This is a genomic window from Actinomadura rifamycini DSM 43936 (genome assembly GCF_000425065.1).
GTDB classification, from domain to species: domain Bacteria; phylum Actinomycetota; class Actinomycetes; order Streptosporangiales; family Streptosporangiaceae; genus Spirillospora; species Spirillospora rifamycini.
Genome location: NZ_AULB01000016.1, coordinates 147,666 through 165,826, shown reverse-complemented (window position 1 = coordinate 165,826; position 18,161 = coordinate 147,666). Strand labels below are relative to the sequence as shown.

Here is an 18,161-nt window from a genome sequence, read left to right as displayed (position 1 = left end):
TTCGGGAAAATGGCGACTACGCGCCACAACGGCGACGGCCCGCCCGTCGCCGTCCTCCTCGCCTGACATCCGCCATTCCGGACTAACCACAACTATCACCCAGAAAACCGAAATCGATCACGGACGGTGATGATTGCTTTTTGGTTGCGGTGTTCGAAGGATCTTTGCCGTTCCGGTACGCTCCCACTTCCGCCACGTTGCACGCCGCGCGTGCGACGGGACGGTGCCGCGCGGTCGCGGCCGCCCGCCCGGATGGTGTGATCGTTGTAGTCAGATGAGAAAAAACATCATCCGACGGGCGAGTTTGCGACTCGACGGAACTCTCGACGGTCGGGCAGCATATGTTGTATCCGCCTAGACTGGTGATGCAGCGACTTTGCCCGCCCTATAGGACGGGCTTACGTCCGGTTTAGCCTGATCTCCCCTGAGTCTTTCTTGGGAAAGCGGATCGGCTCTACCCCCCCGGAGCCGGATCCGTTCGGCGACCCCCGCTCTCCCCCCCCCGGCGGGGGTCGCCCAATCTCCCGCGGGCGGGCGTGCGGCACCCCTCGGGCCGCCGCCCGCCCGCGAAGTTATCCACAGCCCCGCGAATCCGTGCCGCTCCTCCGGACGCCGCCGCAAGGTGGAGACCTCCGGACCCGAAGGAGCCTCCATGAACCTCGCGGCACTGATCGTCACCGGCGATCCCGGCACCGCCGACGCCCTGCTGCGGCTCGCCGCCGCGGCCGACGCCCACGCGGAGGTCGCCCACGACGTCGGCGAGGCGCGCCACGCCTGGTCGTGGCCCGCGCTCGTCCTCGTCGGCGCCGACGCCGCCGGCGACGTCGCGGCGAGCGGCCTGCCCCGCCGCGCCGGCGTCGTCCTCGTCGCCTCCGCCGCCACCGCCGACGCCTACCGGATGGCCGTCCAGGCCGGCGCCCAGGACGTCGCCGTCCTCCCCGACCACGAAGACTGGCTGATCGGCGCGTTCGCCACCGCCGCCGAACCCGACGCGAACCGCGCCGCCGTCGTCTGCGTCGTCGGCGCCCGCGGCGGCGCGGGCGCCAGCGTCCTCGCCGCCACCCTCGCGGTCACCGCCGCCGGCACCGGCCTGCGCACCCTCCTCGCCGACGCCGACCCCCTCGGCGGCGGCATCGACCTCCTCCTCGGCCTCGAGGAGCACGAAGGCGTCCGCTGGCCCGACCTCGCCGAGCGGCGCGGCCGGCTCGGCACCGCCGCCCTCCGCGACACCCTCCCCGGCGACGGCGACCTGTCCGTCCTCTCCTGGCGCCGCGGCGAACCCGTCCCGCTCACCGGCGAGGCGACCGCGTCCCTCCTGGAAGCGGCGGTCCGCGGCTTCGACCTCGTCGTGGCCGACGTCCCCCGCTACCCCGGCGACCTCGGCCGGGCGGCCCTGCGCGCCGCCGACGCCGCCTACCTGCTCGTCCCGGCCGAGGTCCGCGCCACCGTCGCCGCCGACGGCGTCGCCGCCGCGCTCCGCCGCGAGACCGCCGACCTCCGCCTCGTCGTCCAGGGCCCGTCCCCCGGCGGCCTGACCGCCGACGCCGTCGCCCGAGCCCTCGACCTCCCGTCCGCCGGCGCCTTCGAACGCGACCGCCGCCTCCCGGCCGCCATCGACGAAGGCGAACTCGCCGCCGTGACCCGCCGCGGCCCCCTCACCGACTTCTGCCGCGACCTCCTCGACGACCTGGCCGTCCAGCCCTCCGCGTACCGCGAGGAGGCGGCATGACCCGGCTGTCGGACGCGGTGCGCGGGCGGCTGGCGGACACGGGCGCCGAACCGACGGCCGGCCGCGTCGCCGCCGCCCTCCGCGCCGAGGAGCGCCTCCTCGGCGACCGGGAGGTCCTCGCCCTCACCGACGAGCTCCGCGCGGAGTTCGTCGGCGCCGGCCCCCTCGAACCGCTCCTGCGCTCCCCGGACGTCACCGACGTCCTCGTCAACGGACCCGACGAGGTCTGGGCCGACGCCGGCGGCGGGCTCGTCCGCACCGACGTCCGGTTCCCCGGCGAGCCCGCGCTGCGGCGCCTCGCGCAGCGGCTCACCGCGGCGGCCGGCCGCCGCCTCGACGACGCCGCGCCCTACGCCGACGCCCGGCTGCCCGGCGGCGTCCGGCTGCACGCCGTCCTGCCGCCCGTCGCGCCCGGCGGCACCTGCCTGTCCCTGCGGCTCCCCCGCCGCCGCGCGTTCACCCTCGACGAGCTCGTCGCCGCCGCGACCGTCCCGCCCGAGGGCGCCGCCCTGCTGGCCGCCGTCGTGGCCGCCCGCGCGGCGTTCCTCGTCACGGGCGGCACCGGCACCGGCAAGACGACGCTGCTGAGCACCCTGCTCGGCTCCGCCGGCCCGTCCGAACGGCTCCTCCTCGTCGAAGACTCCGCCGAGCTGCGCCCCGACCACCCGCACGTCGTCCGGCTGGAAGCCCGCCCGCCCAACATGGAAGGCGCCGGGGGCATCACCCTGAACGACCTGGTCCGCCAAGCCCTCCGCATGCGCCCCGACCGCCTCGTCGTCGGGGAGGTGCGGGGCCCGGAGGTCGTGTACCTCCTCCAGGCGCTCAACACCGGCCACGAGGGCGGCTGCGGCACCCTGCATGCCAACACGCCCGCCGACGTCCCCGCGCGCCTCGAGGCGCTCGCGTGCGCCGCCGGGCTCACCCGCGAAGCCGTCCACAGCCAGCTCGCCGCCGCCCTCGACGTCGTCGTCCACCTCGCCCGCGCCCCCGCGGGCGCCCGCCGGGTCGCGGAGGTCGGCGTCTTCCAGCGCGCGCCCGACGGGCTCGTCGCCGTCCACCCCGCCGTCTCGTTCACCCCCGCGGGCGAGACGGTGCACCATCTCGGCGCGGCGGCCCTGGCGGCCCGGCTCCACCCGCACTGGCCATGACGGCCGCGCTCGCGGCCCTGTGCGTCTCCGCCGCGGTCTGGACGCTCGCGGCACCGCCCCGCGCGGCCGGACGCGTCCGCGACGTCCTCGATTCCCGCGCACCCCGGCCCGCCCTCACTACCCACCTGAGGACCCTCCGTGAACGCCGCACCCGCACCCGCCGATGGCGCACCTCGGTCATCGAGCTCTGCGACGGCATGGCCGCCGAACTGGCCGCCGGCAGAGCCCCCGAGGACGCCTTCGGCGCGTCCGCGGCCGTCCTCGACCCGCCCATCGCGAAGGAGCTGCTCGAATGCCGCGACCTGGCGACACTCGCGACCGTCCCCGGCGCCGAGGGCCTGCGCCTCCTCGACGCGTGCTGGCGCGTCGGCTCCGAGCGCGGCGGCACGCTGGCGACCGTCCTGGACGGCCTGGCCGCGGCCCTCCGCGACGAGGAGGCCCAGCGCCAGGACGTCTCCGTCCAGCTCGCGGGCCCCCGCGCCACCGCCCGCCTGCTCGCCGTGCTGCCGCTGCTCGGCATCGCCATGGCGGCGGCCCTCGGCGCACGCCCCCTGTCCTTCCTCTGCGGCTCGCTCCCCGGCCTCGCCTGCCTGGTCGCCGGCGTCGCCCTCAACGCCGCCGGCCTCGCCTGGACGGTGCGCCTGGCCAGGAACGCCGAGTCGCCCCGACCCCCGGGACGCTGAATGCTCACAGCGCTGGCGGCCGTGCTCTGCGCGGCGACGGCCGTCCACCTCCGCACGCGACGCGCCTCCGGCCGGAGGCTCGCCCGATGCTTCCGCACCCCGCGAAAGACCGGCGCCCGCCCGAACGACGCCCGCCCGGACGGCGCCCGCCCGGACGGCGCCCGCCCGGACGGCGCCCGCCCGACCGGCGTACTGCTCCGCCGCACCGCGGCGGCCGCCGCGGGCGTCCTCACCGTCCTCCTGTTCGGCCTCCCCCTCGGCCCCCTGCTGACCGCTCCGGCCGCCGCGGCCGCCTGGTACGCGTGCACCCGCCTGGACGGCGCCGACCGCGCCCGCCGCCGGGCACGGCTCGTCGCCGACCTCCCCGTCGCCGTCGACCTCCTCGCCGCCTGCCTGCGCGGCGGCACCCCCTGGCAGGACGCGGTGGACGCCGTCGCGGGCGCCGTCGGCGGCCCCCTGGGCGACGAACTCGACCGGGTGTCGGCGCAGATCCGCCTCGGCGCCGACCCGGCCGCCGCCTGGCTCGCCCTCACCGGCGAACCGGCTTTGGCTCCCCTGGCCCGCGCCGCCGTCCGCGCGACGTCCCACGGCGCCGCGCTGGCGCCGTCCCTCGCCCGGCTCGCCCGGGACCAGCGGCGCACGGCCCGCACCGCGGCCGCCGCACGCGCCCGGGCCGCGGGCGTCCGCGTCCTCGCCCCGCTGGGCCTGTGCTTCCTGCCCGCGTTCGTCCTCCTCGGCGTCGTTCCCGCCGTGGCCGGCATCGCCTCGACGATCCTCGTCCCCGCGCCATGAGTTATCCACAGCCCCCGCTTCCCCTGACGCCCTCCCACCCCATGCCGGAACCTGAAGACAACCGACACGGAGGACCCCATGAACCCGATGCAGCGCTGGAAGAACAAAGAGGACGCGGGCATGTCCACCGCCGAGTACGCCGTGGGCACGATCGCCGCGGCGGCCTTCGCGGGCCTGCTCTTCAAGATCGTGACCGGTTCGGAGGTCCAGGAACTTCTCTTAGCGATCGTCGAACGGGCCCTCCGACTCGCCGACTGAGGGACCGGGGCATGGCCACGGCGGAGATCGCCGTGGCCCTCCCCGCCCTGGTCTTGGTCACGGCGATCGTCCTGTGGGCGATGGCGGCCGTCTCGACCCAGCTCGCGTGCAACGACGCCGCCCGAACGGGCGCGCGCGCCGCCGCCCGAGGCGAATCTCTCGCCGCAGTCCGAGCGCTGGTCGCCGAGGCCGTCCCCGAGGGCTCGACGGTGACGGTCACCCGCGACGAGGCCACCGTCCACGTCGCCGTGTCGACCCCCGTCGAGCCCCCGGCGGCCGCCCGCCTCCCCGCCCTCGTCGTCCACGCCCACGCCGCGGCCGCCACCGAACCAGGCACCCCACCCCCACCGACCCCGCCCACCACCCCGTGACCACCTGCCCTCACCCCGACCACCCTCGCCGGCACCGCCGGTCCACCCGCCCCCGCAACCGACCCAAGTTCCCGACCGCGCCCCACCATGCGCCCGACCGCGACCGGCCGGGCGCGACCGCCGTCGAGGCCGGTCCCGGCCCCGCCCCACACGAGGCCAAGCCGAGCTGATCCGCCGTCTGAACCGAAAGGCATGCCGTGTTCGAAACCGCCACGACCGGACTCACCGCAAAGTTGATTTTGGAGGGCTCATGTTGGGTGCCGGTGACGGCGTGGGGGTGGGTGGTGAAGGGGTGTGCGGGGGGTTGTTGAGGTGGGGTGGTGGGGCGGGTGAGCGGGGGGTGGGGACGGTGTGGGTGGTCGCCTTTATGGCGGTCATCTGGGTGGGCGGGGTGGCCGCGCTGGCGGTGGGCGGGGTGCGGGCGGCGCGGCATCGGGGGGACGCGGCGGCGGATCTCGCGGCGCTCGCGGGGGCGGCGCACGTGGCGAGCGGGCGTGCGGCCGCGTGCGGGCGGGCGCGGGACATCGCGGCGGCGTCGGGGGCGCGGCTGCGGACGTGCACGGTCCGGGGAGACGTCGTGGAGGTGCGGGTGGTCGTGAGAGTGAAGGGACCAGGGAAGATCGGTGATCTACAAATCGTTTCGCGGGCCAGGGCTGGCCCCGTGGGGGATATGGGCGTAACCTGACGCGACCCAGTTCGTTGAACTGAACGTCAATAGGTCGCGACCGGAGCCACTGCCATCTCACTTGTCACCCATCTGTGACTTTCGTTACCGGTTGGTACGTTACGCTGCCGTAAGCCCCCGCTCATGACTCGGCACAGTGAGCCCCGCGACCCGGACGCAGTCGAAGGGATTGACGCCGTGACCATCATTCGCAGGATCGGTGCGATCGCGCTTGCGACCCCTCTTGCGATGAGCATCCCGGTCATCGCCGCGCCGCCCGCCTCCGCCGAGTCGGTGGTGGTCGCCCCCAAGGACGGCGCCGTCATCACGAGCGGAACCGAGATCACCGCCGAGGCGAACGCCGACCTCAAGCTGGCTAAGGTCGAGCTGCGGGTGAGCGGCCCCGGCGTCGGGGACAAGCTGCTGGACGAGCACTCGCTCGCGGCGGGTGAGCTCTCCGGGACGTTCCCGATCGCGCACAACGGGGCTTACAAGGTCTACCTCACCCACTGGACCGGCGAGCTCGCGGCCAGCAACTTCACCGTGAAGGTGCCCCCGGCGACGCCCTCGGGGGTGTCCGCGGGCGTGTCCGGCGGCAAGCTCGTCGTGAAGTGGGGCATGGGCTCCGAAGCCGACCTGGAGGGCTACACGCTCAGCGGGTCGGGCGTGAAGCCCGCGGCCGGATCGGTGGGCACCTTCTGCAGCGGCGGCCAGTGCTCCGCGAGCCTGCCGCTGACCCAGGAGAACGGCACCTTCGCCGTCGAGGTTCGCGCCAAGCGGTCGGACGGCGCGGGCGGCTCGGTGTACTCGGAGGCCGCGAGCGCGAGCGACGTCGTCGCCGCGGCGAACGTCCCGTCCGCCGGTGGCGGATCGACGTCGCTGCCCGCCACCGGATCGGTGCCGAGCGCCACGACCCCGCTGACGCCGTTCAACGAGCAGTCGCCGATCACGCTGCCGTCCGTCCAGCCCGACGGCGCGACCCCGGGCCTGGTCTACCCGGCGCCGGAGATCGCGGGCGACGCGCCGGTCGCGCAGAACATCGCGTCCACCGACCGGTTGCAGTGGGGCCAGAGCATCGGCATCGCGCTGGTGCTGCTGGTCGTCGCGGCGCACCTGGGCACGTGGACGCGGAGCCTGCGCGTCGCGTCGGCCGCGACGAGCGCCCGCGGGACGGCGGCGCGGATCGCGCGGGCCGGCACCGGGCGCAAGCGGGTCGCCAAGGCGCGGGAGCAGATCGCGCGCGCCGAGGCCGTCGCGAAGACCGGTCCCGCGAAGCCGAAGACGGCCAAGCCCGGCTCCGCCAAGGCCGCACCGGCGAAGGCGCCCGCCGCCAAGGCCGACTCCGCGAAGGGTTCCGCCGCGAAGGCGCCCGCCGCGCCGGGGGCGACGGCCACGATGCCGGCCCGGCCCGGGGCCCGGCGTGCGCCCGCCCGCAAGGGCGGCGACGTCAAGGGGCGGCGCCGTCCGGCGGGCGTCGAGGTGAAGGTGGCGCGCTCGCGGCGCAAGTGATCGGCGGGGGTGGCGACCGAAATGTCCGCGGTCTAGGCTGCGGTGCCAGTCGGACTCCCGGAGAGGAGAACCTCCCGCATGATCTTCCTGGGGCTGGTCCTGGTGCTGGCCGCCGTGCTCGCGGCGGTGGCGGTGGTGCTGGACAACACGGGCGAGGCCGGGCTCACGGCGTTCGGTGACTCGGTGCCCGGAGTGACCGAGGAATGGCACGTGTTCATGGCCGGTGCCGTGGTCGCCGTGGTGTTCATGGCCGGTGTGATGGTGGCGGCGTTCGGGTTCAAGCACGCGATCGAGATGCGCAGGGAACTGCGGGACCTCCGGGACGAGCACGAGGAGTCCCTGCAGACCCTCGAGATGGAGCGGCGGAAGCTCCAGCAGGCGCTGGCGCAGGCCCGGCGCGGCATGGGCGACGAGCCGTCCATCCCGGCCCAGCGCGTCGCCCCGTAGGCCGTACCGCCGGGCGGCCGGCCTGTGCGTCCCTTGAGGGCGGGCGTTGCTGTGAGTATTCGGGGTCGCGCGTCGCTCCGCGCGTCGTTCTGTCGGCGGCCGGCCTGTGCGTCCCTTGAGGGCGGGCGTTGCCGTGAGTATTCGGGTCGCGCGTCGTTCTGTCGGGCATGCTGGCCTGTGTGTGCTGGGGGGCGTTGCCGTGGACGTTCGGGTGGCGCATCGCGCTTTGCTGCGCAGGCTGCTGCCTGAGGATGAGCTTGAGGCTCTCGCCGTGCGCCGGGGGCAGTTCCACCACGTTGTCGTCGGCTCGGCTCGCGTGGTGTGCCTGCCGCGTACGCGGGCGGCGGCGGCGCGGCTGCCGGCGCGGGCGGCCGGGCTCCGCACGCTCGGCGGGCTCAACCTGGGCTTTCGCACACCTGAGCCGCTGCTCGAAGGCGGCGCCGACGGGGTGCCGTTCCTCGTGCTCGACCGCATCCCCGGGGAACCGCTGGACGGTGCCGCGCTGCGCGACCCGCGCGCGGCCGATGCCGTCGCGGCGCAGTACGCCGCGCTGCTGGCCGGGCTGCGCCGCGCCGGTGCCGACGCGAAGGTGCGCGCGGCGCTGCCTCGGGAGCCGGACGACCGGTGGCGCCGGTTCGGGGACGGCGTGCGCGCGGAGCTGTTCGGGTTCATGTCGGACGACGGGCGCAGGCGGGCCGAACGGGAACTCGGGGCGCTCGACGGGCCGCCGCAGGACGGACGGGCGGTGGTGCACGGCGATCTCGGTGCGGAGAACGTCCTGTGGGAGTGGCGGGACGGGCTGCCGCGCCTCGCCGGAGTGCTCGACTGGGACGACGTCGCGCTCGGCGACCCCGCCGAGGACCTCGCGGCGCTCGCCGCCGGGCACGGGGACGACCTCCTGCGACGGCTGCTCGGCCCGGGGAGCGAGGAGGGGCTCGCCTCACGGGTCGCCGCGATCCGTGCGACCTTCGCCCTCCAGCAGGCCCTCGCCGCCGTCCGCGACGGAGACGAGGAGGAACTGGCGGACGGGCTGAGCGGCTACCGCTAGCACGGTCGGGTCTTCCGGGTCAGGGGGCGCCCTTCAGGAGGGCGTCCAGGAGGACGAGGGCGCCTTCCTTGTCGAGGGGGTCGTTGCCGTTGCCGCACTTCGGGGACTGGATGCAGGACGGGCAGCCGGTGGAGCACTCGCAGGAGTCGATCGCGTCGCGGGTGGCGCGGAGCCAGGACGCGGCGTCGGCGTAGCCGCGCTCGGCGAAGCCGGCGCCGCCCTCGTGGCCGTCGTAGACGAACACGGTGAGCAGGCCGGTGTCGGGGTGCAGGGCGGTGGAGACGCCGCCGATGTCCCAGCGGTCGCAGGTGGCGAACAGCGGCAGGAGGCCGATGGACGCGTGCTCGGCGGCGTGCGCGGAGCCGGGGAGGTCGAGGTCGAGGTGAGCGGTCTGCTCCTCCGACAGCGTCCACCAGACGGCGCGGGTGCGGAGGGTGCGCGGGGGCAGGTCGAGGGGCTTCTCGCCGAGCATCTCGCCGGTCTGCAGGCGGCGCATCTGGTACGCGACGACCTGCCGGGTGACGTCGACGGTGCCGAAGTTGAGGGTCGCCTCGCCCCACGCGGACGAGCGGAGCCGCTCGACGATGCCGATGTCGGTGACGTCCCGCGCGGTGGTGGAGTAGTCGGGTTCCGCGGGCTCGACGAGGGCGACGGAGTCGTCGAGGTCGAGGGTCCGGACGATGAAGGACTCGCCCTGGTGCACGTAGACGGCGCCGTCGTGGACGGTCGTGTGCGCGGACGCCTCGTCGACCGTGCCGAGGAGGCGCCCCGTGGACGCCTCGACGACCTGGACGGGCGCGCCGCCGGCGCCGCGGATGTCGGCGAGTTCGACGGCCTTGTCGCGGCGCGTCCAGTACCAGCCGGCGGGGCGGCGGCGGAGGAACCCGCGGCGGACGAGGTCGGGGAGGAGGTCGGCGGTGGCGGGGCCGAACAGTTCGGCGTCGGCCTCGGTGAGGGGGAGTTCGGCGGCGGCGGAGCAGAGGTGGGGTTCGAGGACGTACGGGTTGTCGGGGTCGAGGACGGTCGCCTCGACGGGGGTGCCGAAGATCGCCTCGGGGTGGTGCACGAGGAACGTGTCGAGGGGGTCGTCGCGGGCGACGAGGATCGACAGGGATGCCTGGCCGGAGCGGCCCGCGCGTCCGGCCTGCTGCCAGAGGGACGCGCGGGTGCCGGGCCAGCCGCACACCACGACGGCGTCGAGCCCGGAGACGTCCACGCCGAGTTCGAGCGCGTTGGTGCTGGCAAGGCCGACGAGGTCGCGGGAGCGGAGGGCGGCTTCGAGGGCGCGCCGCTCCTCGGGGAGGTATCCGGCGCGGTAGGCGGCGACCCGGTCGGGGAGGTCGGGGGACACGTCGGCGAGGGCGCGTTTGGCGCCGAGGGCGACGGATTCGGCGCCGCGGCGGGAGCGGACGAACGCGAGGGTCTGCACGCCCTCGACGACGAGGTCGGCGAGGAGGTCGCCGGTCTCGGCGGTGGCGGTGCGGCGGACGGGGGCGCCGCGCTCGCCGCGCAGGTCGGTGAGCGGCGGCTCCCAGAGCGCGAACGTCGCGGGGCCGCGGGGGGACGCGTCGTCCTGCACGGCGACGACGTCCAGTCCGGTGAGGCGGGACGCGGTGGTGGCGGGGTCGGACGTGGTGGCGGACGCGAGGACGAACGTGGGGGACGCGTGGTAGCGGGCGCAGACGCGGCGGAGGCGGCGGAGGATCTGCGCGACGTGCGAGCCGAAGACGCCGCGGTAGCCGTGGGCCTCGTCGACGACGACGTAGCGGAGGCGGCGCAGGAACGACGACCAGCGGGAGTGGGACGGCAGGATCGACCGGTGCAGCATGTCGGGGTTCGTCAGCACGTAGTTGGCGTGCTGCCGGACCCAGGTGCGGTCCTCGCGGGGGGTGTCGCCGTCGTAGGCGGCGGCGCGGACGCGGGTGAGCCGCAGGGCGCGCAGGGAGCGGAGCTGGTCGGCGGCGAGGGCCTTGGTGGGCGAGAGGTAGAGGGTGGTGCCCTCGCGGTCGTCGTCGTAGATCGCGGCGACGGAGGGCAGCAGGTAGGCCAGGGATTTCCCGGACGCCGTCCCTGTGGCGATGATCACAGACCGTCCGGCGCGCGCGTGCTCGGCGGCGGCGGCCTGGTGCTCCCAGGGGGCGTCGACGCCCGCGGCGGCGAGGCGCTCCACGAGGAGCGGCGGAGCCCAGGACGGCCAGGGCGTGCGGCGGCCCTCACGTGCGGGGACGCGCTCGACGTGCGTGATGCGGTCCCGGCGCGTGGGGTCGGCCAGCAGCCGGTCCAGGGGAGATCTGTGCGCGCCCATCAGGTTTTCAGTTTGCCAGCCTGGGCAAAACAACGGGAACGCCCCGGCGCCGGTGGCCGATCCCCCCTGCCCTCGCAGCGGATCAGCAGGTCAGACGGGAGGCGCTGACTTTCGCCCGAGTGGGCGATAACGTGCGTACGCCGTGCCGGAGCGTGGTTGAATCACGGCGATGTCCCGCATGACCGGCCCCCGGCCGGGGATGTCGGGACCGGATTGTGCTGCACGGTGCTGGAGGATCTGTGGACCTGAAGGTGAACGACTACACCACCGACGATGGCCTCACCGTCATCAACGTGGAGGGCGAGATCGACGTCTACACGGCGCCGAAGCTTCGCGAGAAGCTCATCGATCTGGTCAACAAGGGGAAGTTCCACCTGCTCGTGGACATGGAGAAGGTCGAGTTCCTCGACTCGACGGGCCTCGGCGTCCTGGTCGGCGGGCTGAAGCGGGTGCGCGCGCACGACGGCTCCCTGGAACTGGTGTGCACCCAGGAGCGCATCCTCAAGATCTTCCGGATCACGGGGCTGACCAAGGTCTTCGGCATCCACGACTCGATCGCCGACGCCGAGGAAAAGCGCAAGGGCGCCAAGTAGGCGAAGCGGCTGTGGAGACCGTTGAACTGTCCATCAACGCGCGGCCCGTCCACGTCCGGACCGTCCGGTTGATCGTGACCTCCGTGGCGCGCCTCAACGGGGTCGGCGAGGACATCCTGGACGAGGTGAGGCTCGCGGTCGGCGAGGCGTTCTCGCGGGCCGTGGAGGCGCACGTCCGGCACTGCCCGGACGAGCCGATCCGGCTGGAACTGACCGGCGGGGACCGGCGCTTCGAGGTCACGGTGAGCGACACGGTGCCCGGGGACGATCCGGGCGGGCTGCCGTCGGCGCCGGACGCGGACGACCTCGAGTACGGCTTCGGGGAGGGTGCGGCGGAGCTGGGACTGGCCGTCATCGCCGGGCTCGCCGAAGACGTCGACATCTCCGCGACGCCGAAGGGCGTCCAGATCCGGATGAGCTGGCCGGCGGAGGCCGAAGCGATCGTCTGAGCGCCCCCGGCATCCCGAAGGCCCCGCCCCGGCGGGGCCTTCGCCATGCGCGGCCCGAGCGCCCGGCGGACGGGCGGGGCCGCGGCGGTCTCGGTAATGCGGGGGCGGGGTACCGCTCGGGGATCTTGATATGAGATCGTCTTACCGGAAGATCGCGAATCGCCGGCCATTGCGGGCTGCTGTTAAACGGGGTTGTAGTTCGCCCTGAACCGGGTGGCGCGAGTGGTTCGTGTGCGGGGTGTGCCGGATGTCCGGTGTCAAGGTTGCTTTGGAGTAAGAGGATCCTTGCCCGGGTTGACCTGCGGAGATGTGACGGGATTTCCGGTGAAGGTCAAATTCGAGCGTAAATTCCATTGCACGATGATGACGCTTTCGTTAAGCCTCTTGTGCCCTTCTTGATCAGAAGTCGCGTGCGTAGACTCGCGGCACGCGCGTTGCCGCGAGAGGCGTTCGAAATCACGACTTGCGGGGTAAGCGGTAAAGATCGACTTTGACGGTCGAGATCGCAACGCCCCTGTCGAGGAGGACGGATGTCTGGGCTTTCCGTGTCAAGCCCGGCCGGCGCTGAAGTGGATCTCGGCGGCGGCGACCTGTCCCTGGTCGTCGTCGTCGCGGTGATCGCGCTGCTGGCACTGGCCGTCGCCGCGGGACTGGTACGCGATGTGCTGGCCGCGGGCCAGGGCACCGAGAAGATGCAGGACATCGCGAAGGCGGTGCAGGTGGGCGCGGGCGCCTACCTGAAACGCCAGTTCCGCACGGTCGCGGTGTTCGTGGTGCTGATCCCGCTGGTGCTGCTGCTCCTGCCCGCGGACGGGGCGGGCGAGCGCATCGGCCGGTCGGTGTTCTTCGTCATCGGGGCGCTGTTCTCGGCCGTCACCGGGTTCACCGGCATGTGGCTCGCGGTGCGCGGCAACGTGCGGGTGGCGGCGGCCGCGCGGGAGGAGGGCGGCGAGCGGACGGCGATGCGGATCGCCTTCCGGACGGGCGGCGTCGCCGGGATGTTCACCGTCGGGCTCGGGCTGTTCGGCGCGGCCGTCGTCGTCCTCGCCTACCAGGGCGACGCGCCGCGGGTGCTGGAGGGGTTCGGGTTCGGCGCGGCGCTGCTGGCGATGTTCATGCGGGTCGGCGGCGGGATCTTCACCAAGGCCGCCGACGTCGGCGCCGACCTGGTGGGGAAGGTCGAGCAGGGCATCCCGGAGGACGATCCGCGCAACGCGGCGACGATCGCGGACAACGTCGGCGACAACGTCGGGGACTGCGCGGGCATGGCGGCCGACCTGTTCGAGTCGTACGCGGTGATGCTGGTGGCGGCGCTGATCCTCGGCACGACGGCGTTCGGCACGCAGGGGCTGGTGTTCCCGCTGCTCGTCCCGATGATCGGGGTGGTCACGGCGGTGATCGGCATTTTCGCGGTGGCGCCGCGGGCGGGCGACCGGTCCGGGATGACGGCGATCAACCGGGGCTTCTTCATCTCCGCGCTGATCTCGGCGGTGCTGGTCGCGATCGCCGCGTTCACGTACCTGCCGGGGTCGTTCGCCGAGCTGGACGGCGTCACGAACACCGAGATCGCGGCGATGGACGCCGACCCGCGCTGGATCGCGCTCGGCGCCGTCCTCATCGGGATCGTGCTGGCCAGCGCGATCCAGCTGCTGACCGGGTACTTCACGGAGACGCACCGCAAGCCCGTCAAGGAGGTCACGGGCAGCGCCCGGACGGGCCCGGCGACGGTGATCCTGTCGGGGATCTCGCTGGGGCTGGAGTCGGCGGTCTACACGGCGCTGGTGATCGGCGGCGCGGTCTACGGGGCGTTCCTGCTCGGCTTCGGCAACACGACGGTCGCGCTGTTCGCGGTCGCGATGGCGGGGACGGGCCTGCTGACGACGGTCGGCGTGATCGTCTCGATGGACACGTTCGGCCCGGTGTCGGACAACGCGCAGGGCATCGCGGAGATGTCCGGGGACGTCCAGGGCGAGGCGGCGGGCGTGCTGGAGCGGCTCGACGCGGTCGGCAACACCACGAAGGCGATCACGAAGGGCATCGCGATCGCGACGGCGGTGCTGGCGGCGACGGCGCTGTTCGGGTCGTACCGGGAGACGGTGGTGTCGGCGCTGGACGACGCGTCGCGGGACGCCCGGGACGCGCTCGGCGACTTCCAGGCGTTCAGCCTGTCGATCGACAGCCCGAACGTCCTGATCGGGCTGATCATCGGCGCCGCGGTGGTGTTCCTGTTCTCCGGCCTCGCGATCATGGCGGTCGGACGGGCGGCGGGGCGGGTGGTCGTCGAGGTGCGCGACCAGTTCCGCACCAAGCCCGGCATCATGGACTTCAGCGAGAAGCCCGACTACGACCGCGTCGTGGACATCTGCACGCGGGACGCGCAGCGGGAGCTGGCCACCCCGGGCCTGCTGGCGATCATGACGCCGATCGCGGTCGGGTTCGCGCTCGGGTACGCGCCGCTGGGCGCGTTCCTGGGCGGCGCGATCGCGGCCGGGGTGCTGATGGCGGTGTTCCTCGCGAACTCGGGCGGCGCCTGGGACAACGCGAAGAAGCTGGTCGAGGAGGGCGAGCTCGGCGGCAAGGGCGGCGAGGCGCACGAGGCGACGGTGATCGGCGACACCGTCGGCGACCCGTTCAAGGACACCGCGGGCCCCGCCATCAACCCGCTGATCAAGGTGATGAACCTGGTGGCCCTGCTGATCGCGGACGCGGTCGTGACGTACGCGGGCAACGTCCCGCTGCGCGTCGGCGTGACGGTCGGGGCGGTCCTCGTCGTGGTCGCCGCGATCGTGGTCTCCAAGCGGCGGGTCGACCCGATCGCCGAACCGGCCGCCGCGGGCCCCGGGCCGTCCGTCGGCGGCGGCGGCGCCGAGGCCCTCGAGGAGCCGGCGCCCGCGGAGCCGCCGGTCGAGGCCGCTCCGCGCGCGGAGGGCGAGGAGTCACAGGTCAACAAGGCGTGACCGCGCGGCGGGAGGGGGCCGGCCGCCGGGCCGGCCCCCTCCCGTGCGGGTGGTGTCGGGAGCACGGGCGACCGGTCGTACGCTGGACGTGGATGCGGCCCGGCGGTCCGGGCGCATGTGAGGAGACCGGGAGGCGTGGTGGCCGGCGGGAAGTCGACGATGTCAGGGCCCAAGGGGTTCGCCCTTGTGCTCGCCGGGATGCTCGGCATCATGGCGGTGCTGTGGGCGCTCGCCGCCCTCGTTGCTCCCTGACGCGCGCCGCCTGAGGCGCGCCCCTGACACGCGCCCCCTGAGGCGCGGCCCCCGACGCGCGGCCCGTGACGCGCCTCCCTGGCGCGGGGGCCTGCCGTAGGGTGCGGGCATGCCGACCCTGATCGTGCTCCGGCACGCCAAGGCCGAGTCCGGGCTGGACAAGGCCGACATCGACCGCACGCTCGCCGACCGGGGACGCCGCGACGCCGCGGCCACCGGCGATTGGCTGCGCGCGCGCGGACTCGTCCCCGGGTACGTCCTCTGCTCCACGGCCGCGCGCACACGCGAGACCCTGGAGCTCCTGGCGTTCGACGATGCCGAGACGTCGTTCGAGGCGCGCATCTACGGCAACGACCCCGGGACGCTGCTCGACCTCGTGCGGGAAGCCCCCGAGGACGCCGCGACGGTCCTGCTGGTGGGGCACAACCCGTCCGTCCACCTGTTCGTCCACGACCTCGCCGGGGAGTCGCCGGACGCGTTCCCGACGTGCGCGCTCGCGGTCATCGACCTGCCGGGGAGCTGGACGGACGTCCGGGCGGGCGCGGGCACGCTCGGCACCGTGCGCACGCCGAAGGACTGAGCGGGACGGACGGGCGTCAGCGGCGGCCGGTCGCGGCGAACGACGCCTCGATGACCCGCCCGGCGTCGCGGCGCAGCGACCGGATCGCGTAGCGGGTGCCCGACACCTGCAGCAGCGCGTGCCGCAGCGGCGTGAACTCGTCCCGCCCGACGCCCGACTTGATCTCCGCGCGCCGCCGCCGGGTGATCGTCGAGAGGTGGTCGTCGAGGTCGGCGAGCTGCTCGCGGAGCTCCTCGACGGACGCGGCGTCCCCTTCGTCCCGCTGGTCCGGCGGGTCCTCGAGCACCGCCCCGGCCTCTTCGAGCTCGTCGGCGATCCGGTCGAGGATCTCGGGGATCGGGCCGGTGTCGACGGCCTCCACGCGCGACATCCGCGACACCGCGATGAGGTGGTCGCGGACGCGGTGCGCGGCGCGCACGGCGGTGCGGAGCCGCGCGATCAGCTCGGCGTCCGGTACCCGCTCCTGCTCCAGCCGGTCGCGGGTCTCCGCGACGGCCTCCGCGGCCCGCTCCGCGGTGACGATCACGTCGTGCGGCAGCCGCACGTGCTCGCCCGCCAGGACGTCCGCCGTGGACCGGACGAGCGCGGCGTGCGTGTCGGTGAGCCGCCCGAGCTGCACGGGGAGCCGTTCGAGGTGCCCGGCGGGCCACAGCAGCCGGACGGCGAGGTAGGCGAGCAGGGTCCCGGCGACGGTGAGGGCGACGCGCTCCCCCGCGGTGCGCCAGTCGGACGGGACGGAGAAGTAGAGCAGCATCATCGCGAGCGGGGTGCCGAACAGCGCCCAGTACGCGAAGTTGACGGAGCGCATCGCGAACCCGGCGAACGCGAACACCATGACGATCAGCGCGATCGTGAGCTGGCCGGGCGCGAGGGTCAGCAGCACCGCCGCGACGATCGACCCCGCGGCCGTCCCGCCGACCCGCTGGACGAGCCGCTCGACCGTCTCGCCGTAGGTGGCGCGGAGGCTGAGCATCGCGGTCAGCGTCATCCAGTGGCCGTGCGACAGGCCGAGCGCGGCGGCGAGCGCCATCGACAGGACGGCCGTCAGGAAGACGCGGGACACCTGGCGGAACCGCGGCGACCGGGTGGCGACCGCGTTGCGGATCCGCTCCCACGCGCTCAGCGGGTTCGCTTCGGGGATGCGGGGCGGCCCGAACCCGAGCCGCAGCCCGCCCGCGGTGAGGCGCCGCGCGGACGCGACCTCGCCGGCGATGCGGTCGATCGACCGGCGCACCTGCCCGATGAGCGCGACCGCGACGAGGTCCTCCTCGCCCGCGAGGCCGGCGCGGCGGACGCCTTCGGCGGCGCGGCCCATCCGGCGGACGGCTGCGGACTCCTCCCCGCCGAGCGGCGCCTCCCCGGACGTCGCGATCGCGCCCGCGAGCAGCCGCAGCCGGGCGGCGAGCGCGGAGATCGCGGTCTGCGCCTCCATCTTCCACTCGCGGTCCGGCGGGTAGTTGCGGGCGGCCTCCACGACGGCCTGGAGCGTGACGGTCTCGTGCAGGACGCGGGCGAGCGCGTCGATGAGCCGCTCCGGCCGCGTGGGGTCCTCCCGCCCCCGGTCGGACCGGTACAGGCCGAACGTGGTGCGGGCGGCGGTGAGCGACTCGGACGCGGCCCGGCGCCGCTGCTCCCAGTCGGGGAGCCGGGTGACGGCCAGCAGGTCCGGGTTCGTCAGCTCGACGGCGTCCAGCGGGGCGGGGTCGGGCGCGTCGACGTGCTCGGCGACGGCGTCGAGGGCTTCGGCGACCGCGTCGGCGGCGTCGCTCAGCGCGGTGTTCAGCGGACGGAGCCGCCGTGCGGGCCACGGCGCGAGCAGCAGCGCGGTGGTGAACGCGCCGCCGATCAGTTCGAGCAGCCCGACGTCCAGGACGACGTCCGGCTGCCGCGGCCGGATCGCGGCGAGCAGCACGGCGAGCCCGGCGGTCGGCCCGATGCGCGGCACCGCGACGCCGAGCGCGATCAGCGGCGGGACGATCGCGACGGCGAGCCACGTGTTCCCGGCGAGGAACCCGCCGACGGTCGAGCCGACGGCCACCACGACGACGGCGAGCCCCAGATCGCGTGCGCGCGCGCCGTACGGGCCTTCGGGGGTCCGCAGGGCGACCAGGTACGCGCCGAGCGCGACCATCGAGCCCTGCGCGGCGTGCCCGGTGAGCGCGCCCGCGAGCAGCGGCACGGCGACGGCGAGCGCGGCCGCGACCCCGTACCAGGGCGCCGCACTCCCCTCAGCCTGCGCGTACGCTTCGCGCGCACGCTCCCACACCGTTGCCCTCCAAGATCACCGCCCGCACCACCGGCCTACCCTGGTGATCAACGGTACGAACGGTGAACGGCGACTCCGCCCGGTTTCATTCCGCGCAGAGGCCCGCGGTG

The 18,161-nt window shown here is 74.5% G+C and carries 16 protein-coding genes; 14 read left to right on the top strand and 2 right to left on the bottom strand.

Features of this window, described 5'->3' with window-relative positions; all coding sequences use genetic code 11:
• Window positions 1-652 precede the first annotated feature (652 nt).
• The 10 genes from ssd to H505_RS0116885 all read left to right on the top strand — a co-directional run bounded on the left by ssd (window position 653) and on the right by H505_RS0116885 (window position 8,649).
• Window positions 653-1,729 carry a septum site-determining protein Ssd gene (ssd, locus tag H505_RS0116930; RefSeq protein ID WP_026402947.1) on the top strand — a complete coding sequence of 359 codons (1,077 nt, stop codon included), beginning with the start codon at window positions 653-655 and terminating at the stop codon, window positions 1,727-1,729.
• A complete protein-coding gene (locus H505_RS0116925; RefSeq protein WP_026402946.1) occupies window positions 1,726-2,877 on the top strand; it encodes a TadA family conjugal transfer-associated ATPase in 1,152 nt (383 codons plus the stop codon). Before ssd ends, H505_RS0116925 begins: the two co-directional genes overlap by 4 nt.
• Window positions 2,874-3,560: a type II secretion system F family protein gene (locus tag H505_RS0116920; RefSeq protein ID WP_026402945.1), complete on the top strand. Its 687-nt coding sequence runs from the start codon at window positions 2,874-2,876 to the stop codon at window positions 3,558-3,560. Before H505_RS0116925 ends, H505_RS0116920 begins: the two co-directional genes overlap by 4 nt.
• Entirely contained in the window at window positions 3,561-4,352 is a 792-nt protein-coding gene (locus H505_RS0116915) for a type II secretion system F family protein (protein ID WP_084550353.1), read from the top strand.
• A 78-nt stretch (window positions 4,353-4,430) separates the two neighbouring features.
• Window positions 4,431-4,610: a DUF4244 domain-containing protein gene (locus tag H505_RS42395; protein WP_034518214.1), complete on the top strand. Its 180-nt coding sequence runs from the start codon at window positions 4,431-4,433 to the stop codon at window positions 4,608-4,610.
• A gap of 11 nt (window positions 4,611-4,621) precedes the next feature.
• Window positions 4,622-4,981 carry a TadE family type IV pilus minor pilin gene (locus tag H505_RS0116905; RefSeq protein ID WP_026402943.1) on the top strand — a complete coding sequence of 120 codons (360 nt, stop codon included), beginning with the start codon at window positions 4,622-4,624 and terminating at the stop codon, window positions 4,979-4,981.
• Between the two features lie 250 nt (window positions 4,982-5,231).
• On the top strand, window positions 5,232-5,666 hold the full coding sequence (locus H505_RS52725) for an Rv3654c family TadE-like protein (protein ID WP_051300785.1): 435 nt from the start codon (window positions 5,232-5,234) through the stop codon (window positions 5,664-5,666).
• A 228-nt stretch (window positions 5,667-5,894) separates the two neighbouring features.
• Complete coding sequence (locus H505_RS47750) at window positions 5,895-7,154, top strand: hypothetical protein (protein WP_026402941.1); 1,260 nt, start codon at window positions 5,895-5,897, stop codon at window positions 7,152-7,154.
• A 78-nt stretch (window positions 7,155-7,232) separates the two neighbouring features.
• Window positions 7,233-7,601: a hypothetical protein gene (locus H505_RS0116890; RefSeq protein WP_026402940.1), complete on the top strand. Its 369-nt coding sequence runs from the start codon at window positions 7,233-7,235 to the stop codon at window positions 7,599-7,601.
• Between the two features lie 199 nt (window positions 7,602-7,800).
• Window positions 7,801-8,649, top strand: a complete 849-nt coding sequence (locus H505_RS0116885; protein ID WP_026402939.1) for a phosphotransferase family protein — start codon at window positions 7,801-7,803, stop codon at window positions 8,647-8,649.
• Window positions 8,650-8,668: 19 nt separating this feature from the next.
• Here the strand turns inward: H505_RS0116885 and H505_RS0116880 are convergent, their stop codons facing one another.
• A complete protein-coding gene (locus tag H505_RS0116880; protein WP_084550350.1) occupies window positions 8,669-10,954 on the bottom strand; it encodes a DEAD/DEAH box helicase in 2,286 nt (761 codons plus the stop codon).
• Between the two features lie 239 nt (window positions 10,955-11,193).
• On the opposite strand from H505_RS0116880, the gene H505_RS0116875 reads away from it, so the two are divergent.
• The 4 genes from H505_RS0116875 (at window position 11,194) to H505_RS0116855 (ending at window position 15,785) form a co-directional block, all read left to right on the top strand.
• Window positions 11,194-11,547, top strand: coding sequence for an STAS domain-containing protein (locus H505_RS0116875; RefSeq protein ID WP_026402937.1), 354 nt, complete (start codon window positions 11,194-11,196; stop codon window positions 11,545-11,547).
• An 11-nt stretch (window positions 11,548-11,558) separates the two neighbouring features.
• The gene (locus H505_RS0116870) at window positions 11,559-11,996 is read left to right on the top strand and encodes an ATP-binding protein (protein ID WP_026402936.1); all 438 of its coding nucleotides are present in this window, start codon (window positions 11,559-11,561) and stop codon (window positions 11,994-11,996) included.
• Window positions 11,997-12,526: 530 nt separating this feature from the next.
• The gene (locus H505_RS42385) at window positions 12,527-14,953 is read left to right on the top strand and encodes a sodium-translocating pyrophosphatase (RefSeq protein WP_051300784.1); all 2,427 of its coding nucleotides are present in this window, start codon (window positions 12,527-12,529) and stop codon (window positions 14,951-14,953) included.
• 361 nt (window positions 14,954-15,314) lie between these two features.
• Window positions 15,315-15,785 carry a SixA phosphatase family protein gene (locus H505_RS0116855; protein ID WP_026402935.1) on the top strand — a complete coding sequence of 157 codons (471 nt, stop codon included), beginning with the start codon at window positions 15,315-15,317 and terminating at the stop codon, window positions 15,783-15,785.
• Between the two features lie 16 nt (window positions 15,786-15,801).
• On the opposite strand, the gene H505_RS0116850 is transcribed toward H505_RS0116855, so the two are convergent.
• Window positions 15,802-18,051 carry an FUSC family protein gene (locus tag H505_RS0116850; RefSeq protein WP_026402934.1) on the bottom strand — a complete coding sequence of 750 codons (2,250 nt, stop codon included), beginning with the start codon at window positions 18,049-18,051 and terminating at the stop codon, window positions 15,802-15,804.
• Window positions 18,052-18,161 lie beyond the last annotated feature (110 nt).